Origin of the sequence: Pseudomonas sp. GM79, from assembly GCF_000282495.1 — a bacterium.
GTDB lineage: Bacteria > Pseudomonadota > Gammaproteobacteria > Pseudomonadales > Pseudomonadaceae > Aquipseudomonas.
This window is the reverse complement of record NZ_AKJE01000027.1, coordinates 25,056-42,394: the sequence shown is the minus strand read 5'-3', so window position 1 is coordinate 42,394 and position 17,339 is coordinate 25,056. Positions and strand designations below refer to the sequence as shown.

19 protein-coding genes are annotated in these 17,339 nt (G+C 58.9%); 13 read left to right on the top strand and 6 right to left on the bottom strand.

Annotated elements, in window-relative coordinates; translation table 11 throughout:
• The 3 genes from PMI36_RS22530 to PMI36_RS22540 all read left to right on the top strand — a co-directional run.
• The coding region (locus PMI36_RS22530) for an FUSC family protein (protein ID WP_008069145.1) at nt 1–455 on the top strand (455 nt) is incomplete at its 5' end.
• A complete protein-coding gene (locus PMI36_RS22535) occupies nt 442–648 on the top strand; it encodes a DUF1656 domain-containing protein (RefSeq protein WP_008069143.1) in 207 nt (68 codons plus the stop codon). The genes PMI36_RS22530 and PMI36_RS22535, both read left to right, overlap by 14 nt.
• 11 nt (nt 649–659) lie before the next feature.
• Nucleotides 660–1,523 carry an efflux RND transporter periplasmic adaptor subunit gene (locus tag PMI36_RS22540; protein ID WP_008069141.1) on the top strand — a complete coding sequence of 288 codons (864 nt, stop codon included), beginning with the start codon at nt 660–662 and terminating at the stop codon, nt 1,521–1,523.
• Between the two features lie 200 nt (nt 1,524–1,723).
• On the opposite strand, the gene PMI36_RS22545 is transcribed toward PMI36_RS22540, so the two are convergent.
• Together PMI36_RS22545 and PMI36_RS22550 are read right to left on the bottom strand one after the other, a co-directional pair.
• On the bottom strand, nt 1,724–2,194 hold the full coding sequence (locus tag PMI36_RS22545) for a MaoC family dehydratase (RefSeq protein ID WP_007902410.1): 471 nt from the start codon (nt 2,192–2,194) through the stop codon (nt 1,724–1,726).
• A 45-nt stretch (nt 2,195–2,239) separates the two neighbouring features.
• Nucleotides 2,240–3,184 (bottom strand): alpha/beta hydrolase, encoded by a 945-nt coding sequence (locus tag PMI36_RS22550; protein WP_008069139.1) that lies wholly within the window; start codon nt 3,182–3,184, stop codon nt 2,240–2,242.
• A 258-nt stretch (nt 3,185–3,442) separates the two neighbouring features.
• On the opposite strand from PMI36_RS22550, the gene fadD2 reads away from it, so the two are divergent.
• Nucleotides 3,443–5,131, top strand: coding sequence for a long-chain-fatty-acid--CoA ligase FadD2 (gene fadD2, locus PMI36_RS22555; protein ID WP_008069137.1), 1,689 nt, complete (start codon nt 3,443–3,445; stop codon nt 5,129–5,131).
• A gap of 384 nt (nt 5,132–5,515) precedes the next feature.
• Nucleotides 5,516–7,216, top strand: a complete 1,701-nt coding sequence (fadD1, locus tag PMI36_RS22560) for a long-chain-fatty-acid--CoA ligase FadD1 (protein ID WP_008069135.1) — start codon at nt 5,516–5,518, stop codon at nt 7,214–7,216.
• Nucleotides 7,217–7,389: 173 nt separating this feature from the next.
• On the opposite strand, the gene PMI36_RS22565 is transcribed toward fadD1, so the two are convergent.
• Nucleotides 7,390–7,767 carry a hypothetical protein gene (locus tag PMI36_RS22565; protein ID WP_008069134.1) on the bottom strand — a complete coding sequence of 126 codons (378 nt, stop codon included), beginning with the start codon at nt 7,765–7,767 and terminating at the stop codon, nt 7,390–7,392.
• A gap of 191 nt (nt 7,768–7,958) precedes the next feature.
• Here PMI36_RS22565 and PMI36_RS22570 point away from each other — a divergent pair, with 191 nt between their 5' ends.
• The 3 genes from PMI36_RS22570 to def all read left to right on the top strand — a co-directional run bounded on the left by PMI36_RS22570 (nt 7,959) and on the right by def (nt 9,801).
• Complete coding sequence (locus tag PMI36_RS22570) at nt 7,959–8,150, top strand: CsbD family protein (protein WP_008069133.1); 192 nt, start codon at nt 7,959–7,961, stop codon at nt 8,148–8,150.
• A gap of 170 nt (nt 8,151–8,320) precedes the next feature.
• Nucleotides 8,321–9,265 (top strand): YihY/virulence factor BrkB family protein, encoded by a 945-nt coding sequence (locus tag PMI36_RS22575; protein WP_008069132.1) that lies wholly within the window; start codon nt 8,321–8,323, stop codon nt 9,263–9,265.
• Nucleotides 9,262–9,801 (top strand): peptide deformylase, encoded by a 540-nt coding sequence (gene def / locus PMI36_RS22580; RefSeq protein WP_008069131.1) that lies wholly within the window; start codon nt 9,262–9,264, stop codon nt 9,799–9,801. Before PMI36_RS22575 ends, def begins: the two co-directional genes overlap by 4 nt.
• 130 nt (nt 9,802–9,931) lie before the next feature.
• Here def and PMI36_RS22585 read toward each other — a convergent pair whose 3' ends face one another.
• Nucleotides 9,932–10,348: a GNAT family N-acetyltransferase gene (locus PMI36_RS22585; RefSeq protein ID WP_008069130.1), complete on the bottom strand. Its 417-nt coding sequence runs from the start codon at nt 10,346–10,348 to the stop codon at nt 9,932–9,934.
• Nucleotides 10,349–10,690: 342 nt separating this feature from the next.
• Between PMI36_RS22585 and PMI36_RS22590 the strand changes: the two genes are divergently transcribed.
• The 4 genes from PMI36_RS22590 to PMI36_RS22605 all read left to right on the top strand — a co-directional run bounded on the left by PMI36_RS22590 (nt 10,691) and on the right by PMI36_RS22605 (nt 14,357).
• Nucleotides 10,691–11,632, top strand: a complete 942-nt coding sequence (locus PMI36_RS22590) for a fatty acid desaturase (protein ID WP_008069128.1) — start codon at nt 10,691–10,693, stop codon at nt 11,630–11,632.
• Between the two features lie 135 nt (nt 11,633–11,767).
• Complete coding sequence (locus PMI36_RS22595; RefSeq protein WP_008069121.1) at nt 11,768–12,559, top strand: phosphate/phosphite/phosphonate ABC transporter substrate-binding protein; 792 nt, start codon at nt 11,768–11,770, stop codon at nt 12,557–12,559.
• A 239-nt stretch (nt 12,560–12,798) separates the two neighbouring features.
• Nucleotides 12,799–13,347 (top strand): sigma-70 family RNA polymerase sigma factor, encoded by a 549-nt coding sequence (locus tag PMI36_RS22600; RefSeq protein WP_008069119.1) that lies wholly within the window; start codon nt 12,799–12,801, stop codon nt 13,345–13,347.
• Entirely contained in the window at nt 13,344–14,357 is a 1,014-nt protein-coding gene (locus tag PMI36_RS22605; protein ID WP_008069117.1) for an ABC transporter substrate-binding protein, read from the top strand. Before PMI36_RS22600 ends, PMI36_RS22605 begins: the two co-directional genes overlap by 4 nt.
• Before the next feature lie 429 nt (nt 14,358–14,786).
• Here the strand turns inward: PMI36_RS22605 and PMI36_RS22610 are convergent, their stop codons facing one another.
• Nucleotides 14,787–15,419 carry a glutathione S-transferase family protein gene (locus PMI36_RS22610; protein ID WP_008069115.1) on the bottom strand — a complete coding sequence of 211 codons (633 nt, stop codon included), beginning with the start codon at nt 15,417–15,419 and terminating at the stop codon, nt 14,787–14,789.
• 67 nt (nt 15,420–15,486) lie between these two features.
• On the bottom strand, nt 15,487–16,518 hold the full coding sequence (locus PMI36_RS22615; RefSeq protein ID WP_008069112.1) for a LacI family DNA-binding transcriptional regulator: 1,032 nt from the start codon (nt 16,516–16,518) through the stop codon (nt 15,487–15,489).
• Nucleotides 16,519–16,733: 215 nt separating this feature from the next.
• Between PMI36_RS22615 and PMI36_RS22620 the strand changes: the two genes are divergently transcribed.
• The gene (locus PMI36_RS22620; RefSeq protein ID WP_007902444.1) at nt 16,734–17,267 is read left to right on the top strand and encodes a gluconokinase; all 534 of its coding nucleotides are present in this window, start codon (nt 16,734–16,736) and stop codon (nt 17,265–17,267) included.
• Nucleotides 17,268–17,339: the final 72 nt, after the last annotated feature.

Genomic DNA, 17,339 nt, shown 5'->3' with positions numbered 1-17,339 from the left:
TGGCGGCGACCCTCGCCGATCTGGTGCGCCTCACCCGACGCAATCTGCGCGGTGCCGAAAGCTGGTTCGGCGGGCGCATGGCCGACCGTTTGTTGCAACTGGCGCGGCATTATCCCGAGTTGCCGGAGCCGGCGCGCAGCCGCTGGGATGACGGCTTGCTCGGCCTGGACATCGGCGATGAGTTGCTGCATTTGCGCTTGAGCCTGGCGGCCGCACAGGTGCCGGTCAGTGCGCCCCAGCGGCGTTATCTCGAGCAACTGGAAAAAGTCCTCGGGCAAGGCCCGGCCGGAAATCGCGCCGAGGCGCTGGCGCAACCCAGCGAAGCGTTATTGAAAACCTTGTACGCGTTGCCGCCCAGCGACGCGGTGAAACTCGCCCAGGGCGCGGTGCTGCAATTGCAAAGCAGCTGGCGTGCCTGGTGTCACCAACAGGAGCAGAGCCATGGGCTTGCGTGAGTGGTCGGTGGGCGGCGTGCTGCTCAGTCCGTTTCTGATTGATGTGTTGCTGGCGTTGCTGGTGACCGGAGCGTTGCGCATGGTATTGCGCCTGACCCCGGTCGGTCGCTGGATCTGGCACGAAGCATTGTTTGATTGCGCCTTGTACGTCTGTGTATTGACCTTGATCACCGTCGTCCTCGGGCCTTTATAAAGGAGTTGAATATGCGTACATCCGTACGTGTCGCGATAACCCTGAGCCTGACGGCGCTGGCGATTTTTGCCGGCTTCCATCTGTGGCAGTACTACATGTTGACGCCTTGGACTCGCGACGCGCGGATCCGCGCCGACGTCGTAGTCATCGCCCCCGACGTGTCTGGCTGGGTGCGAGAGCTCAAGGCTTTCGATAACCAACAGGTCAAGGCTGGCGATGTGTTGCTGAGTATCGACCGTGATCGTTTCGAAGCCGCGCTGGAGAAGGCGCAAGCGGTGGTGCAGACCCGTCAGCAGCAACTCGGTTTGCGTGAACACGAAGCCAGCCGCCGAGCCAGTCTCGGGCCGCAGGCGATCAGCGCCGAACTGCGCGAGAACGCGCAAATCAATGCCGGCATCGCCCGGGGCGAACTGCGCGAAGCTCAGGCTGAAGCCAAGGTCGCGCAACTCAACCTGACTCGCAGCGAGGTGCATGCGCCGCGCAGCGGTCACGTCACCAACCTGCGTCTGGCCCAGGGTAATTACGTGAATGCCGGGCAACCGGTGATGGCGTTGATCGACGATTCGACCTTTTATGTGCAGGCGTATTTTGAAGAAACCAAACTGCCGCGAATTCGCGTCGGCGATCCGGTCAAAGTCTGGCTCATGAGCGCCGGGGAGGCGTTGCAGGGGCACGTCGAAAGCATCAGTCGCGGGATTACCGACCGCAATACCACGCCCGATGGGCAGTTGCTGGCCGAGGTGGAACCGACGTTTAACTGGGTACGCCTGGCGCAGCGGATTCCGGTGCGGATCAAGCTCGACACGTTGCCTGAAGGGATCAGTTTGAGCGCGGGGATGACGGCGAGTGTGCAGGTGCAGGAGGGGCATCAATAATCGCAGCGCTGCGGTCCACTGTGGCGAGGGAGCTTGCTCCCGCTGGGGGGCGAAGCGCCCCCAAATCGGACGCCTCGACGCACCTGATCAGGCGCGGTGGCAGCTATTTTACGGCTGCTTCGCAGCCGAACGGGAGCAAGCTCCCTCGCCACAAGAAGCCCCCGCAGAAAGCCCATCCGGGCCACAGATGAGCGGTGAGGTCAGCCGATGCTGATCGCCGGCAACGTCGGCAACGTCACGGTCTGTTGCTTGCGCGGCGCCAGAATTTCCGCCTCGCCATCCACGACCAACTCATCGCGCTGGTTGAACACCCGAGTGGCGATACGTACACGAAACTTCGGCAGTTTCTCGAGAATTTCCAGGCGCACAGTCAGCGTGTCGCCAATTTTCACCGGCTTTTGAAAGCTCATCGTCTGACCGATATAAATCGTCCCCGGCCCAGGCAACTCGCAAGCCACCGCCGCGCTGATCAACGCGCCGCTGAACATGCCGTGGGCGATACGCTCCTTGAACATGCTGGCGGCGGCGAACTCGGCGTCCAGGTGCACCGGGTTGTGGTCGCCGGACATCGCGGCGAACAACTGAATGTCGCGCTCTTCGACGGTCTTGCTGTAGCTGGCGGTCTGGCCGACTTCAAGGGCTTCGTAAGGCGTGTTGGTAACCTGGGTCATCTGTCTTGATTCCTGTGACGAATTAAAAAAAAATCCACAAAAAAACTATTCGGTTCTGGGTGGCCGGCGAGCGCTCAAGTCCTGGGCGATCCAGTTCAGCACATCGGCAGTCACTTCATCGCGATTGATTTCATTGAACAGTTCATGCCGGGCCTGCGGGTAAATAGTCAGCTGCAGGTTCTGGCAGCCAGCGTCGCGCAGGGCGTGGGCCAGATCTTTCAGACGTTTGCCTTCGCTCACCGGATCACATTCGCCGCCGATCACCAGCAGCGGCAGGCCCGGATCGATCTGGGCGAGATTGGACGCTTTGCTGATTTGCTGCAAGCCGCCGAGCAAATCGATCCACAGTTGATTGGTGCAGCGAAAGCCGCAGAGCGGGTCATTGGCGTATTTGTCGACTTCAGTCGGGTCGCGGCTCAGCCAGTCGAACGGCGTGCGCGCCGGTTTGAATTTCTTGTTGAATGAGCCGAACGACAGCCATTCGATCAGCGCACTGAGACCCTTGGGCCCTTGGCGCAGGCGTTCGAGGCGAGCAATCTGTCGCGCTGCGCGATAGAGCGTTACGGGCTGGAAGTTCGAGCCGCTGAGAATCGCCCCGTGCAGGCTGGCGCTGTGGTGCAGCAAATAAGCCTGGGCGATGTAGCTGCCCATGCTGTGGCCGAGCAATACGATCGGCACGCCGGGATGCTGTTGGCCGATATGTTGGTTAAGGCTGGCCAGGTCGCCGACCACTTTGCACCAGCCATCATCATCGGCGAAATGGCCCAAGGTGCCGTTTTCGGCAGTTTTGCCATGTCCACGTAGATCCGGCGCATACACACCGTAATCCCGATCACAGCATGCTTGCGCCAGACGGGCGTAACGGCCGCTGTGTTCCGCCATGCCGTGGGCCAGCAGGATCACCGCCTTGAGCGGCGCGGCCGGCAGCCACTGGTTGACGAAGAGGCGGCTGCGGTCACTCGCGGTCAGCCAGAAAGTGTCGTGGATCATGGCGATTCCTTTGCGTTGGGCTGCATGAGGCTGCCGGGTGGGAAACAGCCTCGATGCATTGTATAGCGCATCCCGTCGCCTACTGTCTGATCAGGCCACGCCGGGGCAGCAAGATTCACGCGATCAATGACGACCGTGCGCATATTTGCCTGATTCGTTATAGCTGCTAGTGTCCGGGAAGCACCGTTTTTCGCTTTCTGTTTTTGAGAAAGGACAGAAAGCGGCCCCGGATAGGCTCAGGTAAAGAGGACAAGAACAATGCAACCTGCTTTCTGGAATGACAAGCGCCCGGCTGGCGTGCCCCTGGATATTGATCTTGGAGCCTATAAGTCGGTGATCGAGGTGTTCGAGCGTTCCTGCAAGAAATTTGCCGACCGCCCGGCGTTCAGCAACATGGGCGTGACCCTGACCTACGCCGAACTGGAACGCTACAGCGCCGCATTCGCCGGTTACCTGCAAGCCCACACCGACCTGATGCCGGGGGATCGCATCGCGGTGCAGATGCCCAACGTCCTGCATTACCCGATTGCCGTGTTCGGTGCCTTGCGCGCCGGGCTGATCGTGGTCAATACCAACCCGTTGTACACCGCGCGGGAGATGCGTCATCAGTTCAAGGACTCCGGTGCCCGGGCGCTGGTGTACCTGAACGTGTTCGGACAGAAGGTCCAGGAAGTGCTGCCCGACACCGACATTCAGTACCTGATCGAAGCGAAGATGGGCGACCTGATGCCCACCGCCAAGGGTTGGCTGGTCAATACCCTGGTGAGCAAAGTCAAGAAGATGGTCCCGAACTATTCCTTGCCGCAGGCTATTTCCTTCAAGAGCGCGCTGCGCCTGGGCCGGGGCCTGGGCATCAAACCGCTGAACGTTGGCCTCGATGATATCGCCGTGCTGCAATACACCGGCGGCACCACCGGGCTGGCCAAGGGCGCCATGCTGACCCACGGCAATCTGGTAGCGAACATGCAGCAGGCGCGGGCGTGCCTGGGGCAATTTGGTGCGGACGGTCAACCACTGCTGCGCGAAGGCCTGGAAGTGATGATCGCGCCGCTGCCGCTGTACCATATCTATGCCTTCACGGCGAACTGCATGTGCATGATGGTGACCGGCAACCACAACGTGCTGATCACCAATCCACGGGACATTGGTAACTTCATCAAGGAACTGAAGAACTGGCGGTTTTCGGCGCTGCTGGGGCTCAACACGCTGTTCGTCGCGCTCATGGACCATCCCGACTTCAAGACCCTGGATTTCTCCAGCCTCAAACTCACCAACTCCGGCGGCACCGCGCTGGTCAAGGCCACGGCCGAGCGCTGGGAGCAGCTCACCGGTTGCCGCATCACCGAAGGTTACGGCCTGACCGAAACCTCGCCGGTGGCCTGCACCAACCCTTATGGCGACAAGTCGCGCATCGGCACGGTCGGCCTGCCGGTGCCAGGCACGGCCCTGAAAGTGATCAACGATGAAGGCGTCGAGCAATCGCTGGGCGAGCGTGGCGAACTGTGCATCAAGGGCCCGCAGATCATGAAGGGCTATTGGCAGAAACCCGAAGCCACCGCCGAAGTGCTGGACGCCGACGGCTGGTTCAAGTCCGGTGACATTGCGGTGATCGACCCGGACGGTTTCGTGCGTATCGTCGATCGCAAGAAAGACATGATCATCGTCTCGGGCTTCAACGTGTACCCGAACGAGATCGAAGACGTGGTGATGGCTCACCCGAAAGTCGCCAACTGCGCGGTGATCGGCGTGCCGGACGAGCGTTCGGGGGAGGCGGTGAAGTTGTTTGTGGTGGCCCGTGAATCCGGGGTGAGCCTTGAAGAGCTGAAGGCCTACTGCAAGGAAAATTTCACGGCGTACAAAGTCCCCAAGCACATCGTCTTGCGAGAGTCGTTGCCGATGACGCCGGTGGGCAAGATTCTGCGGCGGGAGTTGCGAGAGATCGCCTGATCGTTGAATGGCCGCGCTTCGCGCGGGTCGCGGGCAAGCCACGCTCCCACAAGTTTAGTGTTGTGCATAAAGAATATGTACGACGCGGACCTTGTGGGAGCGGGCTTGCCCGCGATGCTTTTAAGGGGCTGAAGCCCCGATTTCAAAGGCTTCCAAGGCGCTATAGAATTTTTGCTCTAAAAGTGACTATTTATTAGTCAAGAGTCAAAAATGTGACTATAGGGGCCGATTTTGGCTCTAGTCGGCCCTTGGCAAAGCTGCTACTCTCGGCGCGCTTTGTGACTTCTCGGCCTATGTTAAAAGCCAGACTCACCAAAAACACACACCAATAATAATCGCACCAAATGCGGTATTTGAATTCGCGTTGCTGAGGAGTGGGCTTCCATGATCGAAGACTTTTGGAAGGATAAGTACCCAGCTGGAATTGCTGCCGAGATCAATCCAGACGAGTATCCGAATATTCAGGCAGTGTTGAAGCAATCCTGCCAACGCTTCGCTGACAAACCGGCATTCAGCAACCTGGGCAAGACAATCACCTACGGTGAGCTGTACGAATTGTCCGGTGCCTTTGCTGCTTACCTGCAACAGCATACCGATTTGCAACCAGGCGATCGAATCGCCGTGCAACTCCCCAACGTGCTGCAGTACCCGGTCGCCGTTTTCGGTGCCATCCGCGCCGGGCTGATCGTGGTCAATACCAACCCGCTGTACACCGCGCGGGAAATGGAACACCAATTCAACGATTCCGGTGCCAAAGCCCTGGTCTGCCTGGCCAACATGGCGCATCTGGCCGAGACCGTCGTGCCGAAAACCGGCGTCAAGCATGTGATCGTCACTGAAGTGGCCGACCTGCTGCCGCCGCTCAAGCGTCTGTTGGTCAACAGCGTCATCAAGTACGTGAAGAAGATGGTTCCGGCGTATCACTTGCCCAAGGCCATCAAATTCAATGACGTGCTGCGCAAGGGCCATGGCCAGCCAGTGGCGGAAGCCAACCCGGCCAGCAGCGACGTTGCCGTGCTGCAATACACCGGTGGCACTACCGGCGTGGCCAAGGGGGCGATGCTGACCCATCGCAATCTGGTGGCGAACATGCTGCAGTGCAAAGCGCTGATGGGTTCCAACCTCAATGAAGGTTGCGAGATCCTGATCACCCCGCTGCCGCTGTACCACATCTATGCGTTCACCTTTCATTGCATGGCGATGATGCTGATCGGCAACCACAACATCCTGATCAGCAACCCGCGCGACCTGACGGCGATGGTCAAGGAACTGTCGAAGTGGAAGTTCAGTGGTTTCGTCGGCCTGAACACGCTGTTCGTCGCGCTGTGCAACAACGAAGCGTTCCGCAAGCTGGATTTCTCCAGCCTGAAAATCACTCTGTCCGGCGGCATGGCCTTGCAACTGGCCGCGGCCGAACGCTGGAAAGAGGTTACCGGTTGCCCGATCTGCGAAGGTTACGGCATGACCGAAACCAGCCCGGTGGCCACGGTGAACCCGAGCCAGAACATCCAGATCGGCACCATCGGTATTCCGGTGCCATCGACGCTGTGCAAAGTCATCGACGATGCCGGTGTTGAACAGCCGTTGGGCGCCATCGGTGAACTGTGTGTGAAAGGTCCGCAAGTCATGAAGGGCTACTGGCAGCGTCAGGACGCCACCGATGAAATACTCGACAGCGAAGGCTGGCTGAAGACCGGTGACATCGCGCTGATCCAGCCTGACGGTTACATGCGCATTGTCGATCGCAAGAAAGACATGATCCTGGTGTCCGGTTTCAACGTGTATCCCAATGAGCTTGAAGACGTGCTGGCGACTCTGCCGGGCGTGCTGCAATGCGCGGCCATTGGTGTGCCGGACGAGAAGTCGGGCGAGGCGATCAAGATCTTTATCGTCGCCAAACCGGGTGTGACCCTGACCAAGGATCAGGTGATGGAGCACATGCGCGCTAACGTCACTGGCTACAAAGTGCCGAAAGCCGTGGAATTTCGCGACGCGCTGCCGACCACCAACGTCGGCAAGATCCTGCGCCGCGAACTGCGCGACGAAGAGCTGAAGAAGCTGGGCGTGAAGAAAGTCAGCGCCTAGCCAAACAAAAAGCCCCGCAGATGCGGGGCTTTTTGTTTCTGGCCAAGATATTTTCAGCGCCTGTCAGGCCGCCTTCGCGAGCAAGCCCGCTCCCACATTTGATCGCATTCCTTCTGAAGGAACTCGGTTAAATGTGGGAGCGGGCTTGCTCGCGAAGCTTTTAGCTTTTGCTGTTACTGACGGAACTGCGCAAAGTTGACGTTGGTACCGGCCGGACGCATGTCCTGCAGGTAGGAGTCCTTGTCGGCGCTCAGTTCCAGGCTCAGGGCTGCCTTGCGTTTGCCTTGGTTGCGCACCACCAGGCCTTCGAGTTTCTCGCGCAGGAACACCGTCGGCACTTTAAGGTGCAGCAGTTCGTCGGTATCCGGGGTGTGCATCAGCAAATGAATCCATTCGTACTGACCAACGGCCAGGCGCGCGACCGGAATATCGAACCAGAAGATGTTGCGGTTGCGGTTCAATTCGGTGAAATGGCAATTGTTGACGCCAAGCACAGCACCGCCGAGTTCCTGGTTTCTGCGGGCAATGGCCTGCTTTTTATCGAGTTTCATAACGTTCCTACGGGATTGGATCTTCAGCGCCATGGCCTGAATACGTTGCGCATTCTCGGGGCAAAGGCTGCAAACATAAAGCCTAACCTGCGAAATGTCCGGTTAATAAATAAATGAAACTCCGCGCAAAGGCCCCCGGTCAATCCTTGTGTAACCACTTTCCCCATTGAAATGTTCACAGGAGAAATACCATGGGCAGCACTGGCGATAAAGTTAAAGGCATGGCAAATGAAGCGGCCGGCAACGTCAAGCAAGGCATCGGCAAGGCCACCGGCAACGAAAAACTGCGCTCCGAAGGCGTGGCGCAGGAGAGGAAAGGCGAAACCCAGCAAGCAGTCGGCAAAGCCAAGGATGCTCTCAAAAAAGGCATTGATAAGGCGTAATCCGGCATTTGACGAGTAACAGAAACGGCCATCCGAAGATGGCCGTTTTTGTGTTGGATAGGCGAGATACCCTGTGATTGTTTCAAAGTCGCCAAGTAGGCTACTTTGTTGTAGAAAACGGCCCCTGAGTCGCCATGACTTCAACCTTTTTGCGGCGAAAGGAGACGCTAATGTTTTTTCCAACCATGAAAGGTTTGCCCCTGCATCGGGTGATGATGCGCACGGTCACCGAGTTCATCGACGATGAGATGTCGACCTATGCCTCGGCGCTGGCCTATCAAATGCTGTTCTCGCTGTTCCCTTTCATCCTGTTCCTGATCGCCCTGATCGGTTTTCTGCACTTGCCGGACTTCTTCTCCTGGCTGCGCCTGCAATCGGAACTGGTCCTGCCACCCCAGGCGCTGGAACAGGTGAACCCGGTGATCGACCAGCTCCAGCAATCCAAGGGCGGCTTGCTCTCGGTGGGTATCGTGATCGCCCTGTGGACCGCATCTGCCGGTGTGCGGCTGATGATGAGCGCGATGAACGCCGCGTACGACGTGGTCGAACGCCGTCCGGTCTGGAAACGTTTTCCGCTGTCGATTTTCTACACCGTTGGCATCGCCGGCATGTTGCTGATTGCCGCCGCGCTGATGGTGCTTGGGCCGCAGGTGATGGGTTGGATTGCCTCACAAGTGGGCCTCGAAGATTTTATCGTGACCGTGTGGACCATCGTTCGCTGGCCGGTGATCGTGGTTCTGTTGATGATGGCGGTGGCGCTGATTTACTACGTCATGCCTGACGTCAAACAAGAGTTTCGCTTTATCACCCCAGGTGCGGTGTTGTCTGTGGTGGTCTGGATCATCGCTTCGCTGGGCTTTGGTCTCTATGTCAAAGCTTTCGCCAATTACAACGCCATGTATGGCAGTATCGGCGCGATCATCGTGTTGCTGCTGTACTTCTATATTTCCGCCGCAGTGCTGTTGCTCGGCGCGGAAATGAACGCAGTGATCGAGCACATGTCATCCGAAGGCAAGAAACCTGGCGAAAAAGTGCCCGAAGAACCCAAACATCACGTTTCGGGATTGGGACGGGACCACTCAATCAAGCCGACCACTGACGAAGCCCTGAAATGATCCGTGAAATTCTGAAAATGGGCGATGAACGCCTGCTGCGCATTGCCCCACCGGTGCCGACAGAAATGTTCGACAGCCCTGAGTTGTGGCAATTGATCGACGACATGTTCCAGACCATGGAAAGCGTCGGCGGAGTTGGCCTGGCCGCGCCGCAGATCGGTGTCGACCTGCAACTGGTGATCTTTGGTTTCGAACACAGCGAACGCTACCCGGACGCCGAAGCGGTGCCGCAGACGATTCTGATCAACCCACTGATCACTCCATTGAGTCCGACCCTTGAAGAGGGGTTTGAAGGCTGCCTGTCGGTGCCGGGCCTGCGGGGTGCGGTGGATCGTTATCAGCAGATTCGTTATGAAGGCTTCGATCCCAAGGGCGAGCCGATCGTACGCATTGCCTCGGGATTTCATGCGCGGGTGGTGCAGCATGAATGCGATCACCTGATCGGCCGGCTATACCCGTCGCGCATCAGTGATTTCAGCAAATTCGGCTTTACCGAGGTGATGTTCCCGGATCTCGATCCTGCGGCGGACGACTGATTCGAAAACACCTCAAAACCAATGTGGGAGCGGGCTTGCTCGCGAAGGGGCCGGCACATCCGACATCTCTGTCGATTGACACACTGCTTTCGCGAGCAAGCCCGCTCCCACATTTAATCTTCACAAGTCTCTAGTGCTTCGGTTCCAGCCCCATCGCAATCATCGGTTTGCTCCGCGCATAACGGCTCAACCGTTCAGCCATGGCGTAGGGCAGGGGCGGGTCGAAGGTAAAACCTCGACGCTCATAAAAACCACGCAGATCCGGATGGCAGAACAACCAGACGGGTTCTTCGAGGTGCTTGATGGCGTGGGCGATCAACGTCGCGGCGATCCCTTGCTCGCGACAGCGCGGGTCGACGAACAGCCCGGTCAGCCAATGCCCGCCGGCCACTGGCCGCAAACATAACGCCGCAATGATCTCTTCGCGTTTTGCGACCCACAATTGAGCGTCGCGGACTGCTTTCATCGACGATTGGTGGGCGCGGTAAAACTTGTTCATCAACGGCCATAACGGCTCGTCGAGCAAGGTGTACTGGGTGTTGGGCATGGGCCTGGACTGTCAGTGCGCAAAGCGGGTGATTATAAAAGAACGCGGGCGCCGCGATAGGTGTATACCTGATCATACGTCCCGTATGAGTGGAGTATGTATCATGGCCAAAGGCATGGATTCAAAGAAAGCGGCAAAGAAGAAACCGGCTAAAACCGCCGATGAAAAACGTGCGGACAAGAAGGCCAAGAAGGTGGGCGTGTTCGGCCACTGATCCCGCGTCAACGGAGCCCGAGTCCTCGGGCTCCTTGTTTTTCAGGCCTATCGAAATAACCAGATAATCTGCAAGAAATCCCTGCGCCATTGCACAGAGGGGGACTGGTTCCCGATCTGAGCAAAGCCATGCCCCATTATTTTGATGCTGCACACCGTGAAGAAATCGAAACCCTGCGCCAACGCTTGACCGCTCGCACCGAGTGGCCGACCTGGCTGCTGTTGGTCGGCGTGTATGTCGGCTGGTTCAGCATTGTCCTGGGCAGCGCTCGATTGGGGCTTTGGTGGAGCGCGTTGTTGCTGATTCCACTGTTGGTGTTGTGGTTGTCGGTGCAGCACGAATTGCTGCACGGCCATCCCACCCGTTGGCAAACGCTGAACAAAATCCTCGGTTATGCGCCGTTCGCGGTCTGGTATCCCTACACCCTGTACCGCGACAGTCATTTGTTGCATCATCGCGATGAAGACCTGACCGTTCCCGGTCGCGATCCGGAAAGCCGTTACCTGAGCGCTGAACAGTGGCAGCGCAGTTCTCTGTTCGAAAAGGGCCTGCACTGGCTGAACAAAACCGTGCTCGGGCGCTTTGTCCTCGGTGCGCCACTGGCCTTGTTGGCGCTGGCCCGGGAAGAGTTGCAACGGCTAAAAGCGGGTGAGCGCCAAGCCTGGTTGATGTGGCTTACCCACGGTGCGCTGACGCTGCTGATGCTGACGTTCATCGCCCGCTACAGCGTGCTGCCGGTCTGGCATTACCTGTTGCTGATCAGCGTGCCGGCGCTGTCGATTGCGATGATCCGCTCCTACTATGAACACCGTCCCCACGTGCAACCCGAGCAACGCACCGTCATCAATGAAGCGGCATGGCCGTGGCGTTGGCTATTCCTGAACCTCAACTTGCACCTGGTGCACCACGACTTGCCGGGCCTGCCCTGGTACGACCTGCCACGGGCCTATCGTGCGCGCCGCGAGCAATGGCTGGCGCGCAGTGGCGGGTTTCTGGTGCAGGGTTATGTTCAGTTGATGCGCGAGCATGGGGTGAGGGCGATCGACAGCCCACGGCATCCGTTTCACTGATTGCGAATGAGTTCCCCTGTGGGAGCGGGCTTGCTCGCGAAGGCGGTGTGTCATTCAACATCAATATTGACTGATATGACCCCTTCGCGAGCAAGCCCGCTCCCACAGGGGATTTTTGTTGCATGGGAAGATTCAATGACACAACACCTCGCTGAACTACTGATGTACGTCGCTCCCGAGTCGATTCGCCAGGCCAACGAGCGTTGGCTGGTGCGGATTCTCGAACAGCTCGGCAGCACTCGCCTCGATGCCGAAGGGCTGTCGCTGATGGACCTCTGGCTGTCCCCGCACCTGCTGCTGACCCAGACTTGCGGCTATCCCTTGATGACGGCTTTACGCGGTCGTGTCCGGGTTATCGGTCGTCCTCGTTACGAACTTCCAGACAGCAATGGCGGTAACCATTGCAGCCTGTTATTGACGCGTGCCGATGATCCGCGATGGACCTTGTCGGCCTTGCGGGGCAGTCGCGGTGTGATCAACGGCGAAGACTCCAACAGTGGCATGAACCTGTTGCGTCACCGATTGGCGCCACTGCACCGCGACGGGCAGTTTTTTGCCACCGTCGCCATTAGCGGCAGCCACCGCGAAAGCCTGCGTTGGCTGCGTGATGACCTGGCAGACCTGGCCGCCATCGACAGCGTGACCTTCGCCTATCTGGCGCAGCATGCCCAGGCAGAGGTCGAAGGCCTGCGCGTGTTGGCGCGCACGGCGTTCAGCCCGACGTTGCCCTACATCGCAGCCGCTGGCACCACCGATGAGCAGGCTGAACAGCTTCGACGGGTGATGAATCAGACGTTGAAGGAGCTGCCCGAGGTCGCGGAAATCCTCGGCCTGCAAGAAGTGTTGCCGGCCACCGAAAGCGACTATCAGGTCATTCTCGATTATCAGCAGGAGGCCGAAGCATTGGGGTACGGGCGGTTGCGCTGAGGCTTGAGGCTTGTGCCAACAATCCCATCAATCGCGGGCAAGCCACGCTCCCACAGGATTTCGGTGGACTTGTGGGAGCGTGGCTTGCCCGCGATAGCTATGTATCAGACGCCGCTTATTTAAATTCATTTATGGAATATAAAAATTCATTTTAAGTATTATTAATGAATAAGCCTCCTTGCTAGGATCGCGCCACCGGATCACCGGACATTCAGCGACCCCTAACCCATGGAGCCTCTATGTCCGGCGCCGACCTTTCCCATCGCAACGATGTGGGCGGATTGTTCCGCGCCCACTACGCCTGGCTGTGCACACGGCTGCGCCGATATCTGGGGGCCAGTCCCAGCGTCGAAGACATTGCTGCCGAGACCTTCGTGCAGTTGCTCGAATCGCCAGCTCTGACGCCCATTCGCGAACCTCGCGCCTTGCTCACCACCATTGCCCATCGGTTGATTTATCAGCTGTGGCGTCGTCGCGACCTGGAACGCCAGCACCTCGATCAGCTATCGCCGATTGACCCGCTCGGAGGGCCATCGCCTGAAGACCTGGCGCAGTTTTCCCAGACCCTGACGCGCCTTGATCGGACCCTCGCGCGCCTTCCGGGCAAGGTCAGGGCAGCCTTCCTGTTGTCGCGAATCGATGGCCTGACCTACCCACAAATCGCCGCCGAACTGGGCATTTCCCAGCGTTCGGTCAGCGTCTACATGACCCGCTCCCAGGCACTGTGCGCCCAGCACAGCGCCAACGAACCCTTGAACCGACCACCCCTGACCCAGAGGTCCGCATGAGATCGATCAAAACCCTGCTCGGCAGTTCGCTGCTGGCCCTGAGCCTTGTGGCTGGGCACGTTCCGGCCGCAGAAAAAACCACGCCCATCCACTTTGGTGACATCACCTGGGAAAGTGGCAGCCTGATCACCGAGATCCTGCGGTTGATCGTCGAGAAAGGTTACGGCTACCCGACTGACACTTTGCCGGGCAGTACCGTCAGCCTCGAAGCCGCGTTGGCCAAGAACGATATTCAAGTGATCGGCGAAGAGTGGGCGGGGCGCAGTCCGGCCTGGGTCAAGGCGGCATCGGAGGGCAAAGTGTTTGGTTTGGGCGACACGGTCAAAGGCGCCACCGAAGGTTGGTGGGTGCCGGAATATGTGATCAAGGGCGACCCGGAACGCGGCATTAAACCTTTGGCGTCGGAGCTGAAATCCGTCGCCGACCTGGCGCGCTACAAGGACGTGTTCCGCGACCCCGAAGACCCTAGCCGCGGACGCTTCCTCAACAGCCCGACCGGTTGGACGTCGGAGATCGTCAACAGCCAGAAACTCAAGGCCTATGACCTGACTGCGAGCTACGTCAACTTCCGCACCGGTTCCGGCGCGGCGCTGGATGCCGAGGTCGCTTCATCGATCCGCCGTGGCAAACCGGTGCTGTTTTACTACTGGTCGCCGACGCCACTGCTGGGCCGCTTCAAGCTGGTGAAACTCGAAGAGCCGCCGTTCGATGCGCAAGCCTGGAAGACCCTGGCCGATGCCAACAACCCGAACCCCAAGGGCACACGTTCGATGCCGGCCAGCCTGGCCATCGGTGTGTCGGCACCGTTCAAGGCGCAGTACCCGGACCTGGTGGCGTTCTTCGAAAAGGTCGATTTGCCGATCAATCTGCTGAACCAGACCCTCGGGCAGATGAGCGAAAAACGCCAGCAACCGCGTCAGGTGGCCGAAGCGTTTTTGCGCGATCAGCCGCAGGTGTGGAAGGCCTGGGTGCCGGGGGAGGTGGCTACGAAGGTGAGTGAGAGTTTGTAATTTTTGTCTGATGTTTCTGTAGTGTTTGAACTGCCGCCTTCGCGAGCAAGCCCGCTCCCACATCTGATTTTTGGTGTTCGCAAAATGTTGTGTTCACACGAGATCTCCTGTGGGAGCGGGCTTGCTCGCGAATGATTTCAAGCCTTACGCCAACTCCGCAGCCAACGCCGCTTTCACGCTTGTCCGCTGATCAATCCGTACCTGAAACCGCGCCATCGAGCGGGAGTTTGCCTTGGTGGTCGCGCCCGACAACGCACCTTCGGCAGCGGTGCAGGCGTTGTTAGGGATGCTTGCAGACCGCAATCCATGTGGGAGCGGGCTTGCCCGCGATGGCGGCGTCACATTCAACACATTCGTTGACTGACATTCCGCTATCGCGGGCAAGCCCGCTCCCACAGGTTTCGCGCTTGAACTGGGCCGGGGGGGAAATCAAGGCACGCCGTTACAGGCGTGTTCCATGAACCCCGGCCGCAACGCCAGCCGTTGGCAATAGGCGTCGACGGCGGGGTAGTTCGGGCGTTCCATCGGGGTCATCCGCCAGCGGTTGACCGACAATCCGATGAGGATATCGGCCAGTGTGAACTGCAGCCCGGCGACATATGCACCGGTCGCCGCGAGTTGCTGTTCGAGGATGCCCATCTTCGCGTTCCAGCCGCGAACGCCATCAGCAATCCGCTGCGAGTCCTGGAAGTTCGGCAATTGCCTGACCAGCGCAAAAAATGCGTAGCCCCACGACGGGTTGAGTTCGGTGGCTTGCCAGTCCATCCACTGCTCCACGCGAGCGCGCGCCGCCGGTTCGATGGGCAACAGGTCAGTGTTCTGGTGTTTGCCGGCCAGGTACCGGCAAATGGTATTGGACTCCCACAGCACGCCGGCTTCGTCGATGAGGACCGGCACTTGTGCATTGGGGTTGAGCTGGAGAAATTCCGGGCTCTGGGTCGATGCGAAACCGCTGCCCCAGTCTTCGCGTTCGTAGGAAACGCCCAGTTCGTCGCAGGTCCACAGGACTTTTCTGACGTTGATTGACGAGGCCCGACCCAAAATCTTCAGCGTATGTCCCATTGAGCTTCTCCGTTTGCTGTTCCAGGTATCGGGAATCTAGCACGCGGAGCATGGGAATGGTCGTGCATCAGGTGCTCTCGCGCACCTTCAATTCAAACCCCATATCCTGCACCGGTTTGGTCACTGAATTGCCGGCCAGCAAGGTCAGCATCAGCTCCGCGGAGCGACGGCCAATGGCTTCGCGCGGGGTGCTGATGCTGCTCAGGCGCGGCACCATGTGCTCCGATGCCGGCAGGTCGTTGAAGCCGAGGATCGCCACGCGCTCGGGGATCTTGATTCCATTGCGCAACGCTTCGAGCAACGCGCCCTGGGCCAGGTCGTCGTTACCGAAGAAAATCGCATCGACGTCCGGATGGGTAGCGAGCAGTTGCAGGAACAATTCGCCGCCCAGACCCACTGACGAGGCTCGTGGGGTCAGCACTTCCAGGGCCGGATCATACAAACCGGCCTTTTGCAGCGCGCGACGGAAACCTTCGCCACGCAGTAGCGTTCGTTGATCGAGTTGCGCGCCGATGTAGGCCAGGCGTTTGCGACCGCGTGACAGCAAATGCCCGGCAGCGGTTTCGCCGGCAGCGACTTGCGAAAAGCCGACGCAATTGAGCCCCGCCGCGCTGTCCAGTTCCATCATGTAGACGCAGGGAATGTTGCTGGCCTCGATCATTCGCCGCGAACTTTCGGTGCGGTCGAAACCGGTCAGCAGCAGGCCGCGAGGCTGGTAAGCCATGTAATTGCGCAGCAGGTTTTCTTCTTCATCACGTGAGTAATGGAAGTTGCCGATCAGCACTTCGAAGCCCTTTGGTCGCAAAACCTGATGAATGGCTTCCAGCGTGTCGATGAACAGCAGGTTGGACAATGACGGCACCAAAACCACGACGGAATGGCTCTGGGCCGAGGCCAGGGCGCGGGCGGCGGGGTTGACCACGTAGTTCAGGTCGAGGGCGGCTTTCTGGACTTTCTCCACCAGTTCGGTGGCCACCGTGCTGACGCCGCGCAGCGCGCGGGACGCTGTAATCGGGCTGACACCGGCCAGGCGCGCGACTTCGTTGAGGGTAGGGCGGCCAGTGGTGCGAGTATTTTTATCGTTTTTAGGGGTATTCATCGGACGGCTTGCCAAACAAAATTCAAGGCACTAAGGTAGCGCTGTCTCGATGCAGCTGCAAATGCGTGAACGAGGTTTGCCTGATCCTCGCTTTTTGGCCTCGAGAACGAACATGCTGCAACCCACAAAAATGACAAGAAGGCGTCGGCAACTTCTGCTTTTGCACTTGAGTCTTACGTAGCAAAGGTAGCGCTGTCTGCGCGCTGAGGTGTTACATGAATCATCCCATCACCGCCCTGGTCATCATGGGCGTTGCCGGTTGCGGCAAGACCTGCGTCAGCCAGTCCCTGTGCCAGCTTAGCGGCGCGACCGCCATTGAAGGCGACACTTTCCACCCTGCCGCCAATATCGAAAAGATGAGCGCGGGTATCCCCCTGAACGATGAAGACCGTGCCGGCTGGCTCGACAGCCTGTGCGATGAACTGCGCCGCGTCGATGCCAAAGGCGAGCGCCCGGTGCTGACCTGTTCGGCCCTCAAACACAGTTACCGCGAACGCTTGCGCAGTGCCTTGCCGGGCCTGGGCTTCGTTTTCCTTGAGCTGACCCCCGAAGTCGCCGCCGATCGTGTGTCTCATCGGCCGGGCCACTTCATGCCGTCGACCTTGATCGACAGCCAGTTCGCCACACTTGAATCGCCCGTTGGTGAGCCCCTGACCCTGGCTCTGGATGCGTCCAGCCACAGCGTCGATGAGTTGGCGAAGCAGGCTCATGCATGGTGGCTCGATCATGGCTTGAAACTCGCCAGTTGAGTTTTGCTCCAAGAGATAGCGCTGTCCTGACGGCTTTTGAATAACCGCTTTCATAACAACAACAAACAACGG

Bases quoted from the DNA above. Each gene is read 5' to 3' on its own strand.
- PMI36_RS22535 (WP_008069143.1), top strand. From the start codon at position 442: ATGGGCTTGCGTGAGTGGTCGGTGGGCGGCGTGCTGCTCAGTCCGTTT.
- PMI36_RS22540 (WP_008069141.1), top strand. From the start codon at position 660: ATGCGTACATCCGTACGTGTCGCGATAACCCTGAGCCTGACGGCGCTG.
- PMI36_RS22545 (WP_007902410.1), bottom strand. From the start codon at position 2,194: ATGACCCAGGTTACCAACACGCCTTACGAAGCCCTTGAAGTCGGCCAG.
- PMI36_RS22550 (WP_008069139.1), bottom strand. From the start codon at position 3,184: ATGATCCACGACACTTTCTGGCTGACCGCGAGTGACCGCAGCCGCCTC.
- fadD2 (WP_008069137.1), top strand. From the start codon at position 3,443: ATGCAACCTGCTTTCTGGAATGACAAGCGCCCGGCTGGCGTGCCCCTG.
- fadD1 (WP_008069135.1), top strand. From the start codon at position 5,516: ATGATCGAAGACTTTTGGAAGGATAAGTACCCAGCTGGAATTGCTGCC.
- PMI36_RS22565 (WP_008069134.1), bottom strand. From the start codon at position 7,767: ATGAAACTCGATAAAAAGCAGGCCATTGCCCGCAGAAACCAGGAACTC.
- PMI36_RS22570 (WP_008069133.1), top strand. From the start codon at position 7,959: ATGGGCAGCACTGGCGATAAAGTTAAAGGCATGGCAAATGAAGCGGCC.
- PMI36_RS22575 (WP_008069132.1), top strand. From the start codon at position 8,321: ATGTTTTTTCCAACCATGAAAGGTTTGCCCCTGCATCGGGTGATGATG.
- def (WP_008069131.1), top strand. From the start codon at position 9,262: ATGATCCGTGAAATTCTGAAAATGGGCGATGAACGCCTGCTGCGCATT.
- PMI36_RS22585 (WP_008069130.1), bottom strand. From the start codon at position 10,348: ATGCCCAACACCCAGTACACCTTGCTCGACGAGCCGTTATGGCCGTTG.
- PMI36_RS22590 (WP_008069128.1), top strand. From the start codon at position 10,691: ATGCCCCATTATTTTGATGCTGCACACCGTGAAGAAATCGAAACCCTG.
- PMI36_RS22595 (WP_008069121.1), top strand. From the start codon at position 11,768: ATGACACAACACCTCGCTGAACTACTGATGTACGTCGCTCCCGAGTCG.
- PMI36_RS22600 (WP_008069119.1), top strand. From the start codon at position 12,799: ATGTCCGGCGCCGACCTTTCCCATCGCAACGATGTGGGCGGATTGTTC.
- PMI36_RS22605 (WP_008069117.1), top strand. From the start codon at position 13,344: ATGAGATCGATCAAAACCCTGCTCGGCAGTTCGCTGCTGGCCCTGAGC.
- PMI36_RS22610 (WP_008069115.1), bottom strand. From the start codon at position 15,419: ATGGGACATACGCTGAAGATTTTGGGTCGGGCCTCGTCAATCAACGTC.
- PMI36_RS22615 (WP_008069112.1), bottom strand. From the start codon at position 16,518: ATGAATACCCCTAAAAACGATAAAAATACTCGCACCACTGGCCGCCCT.
- PMI36_RS22620 (WP_007902444.1), top strand. From the start codon at position 16,734: ATGAATCATCCCATCACCGCCCTGGTCATCATGGGCGTTGCCGGTTGC.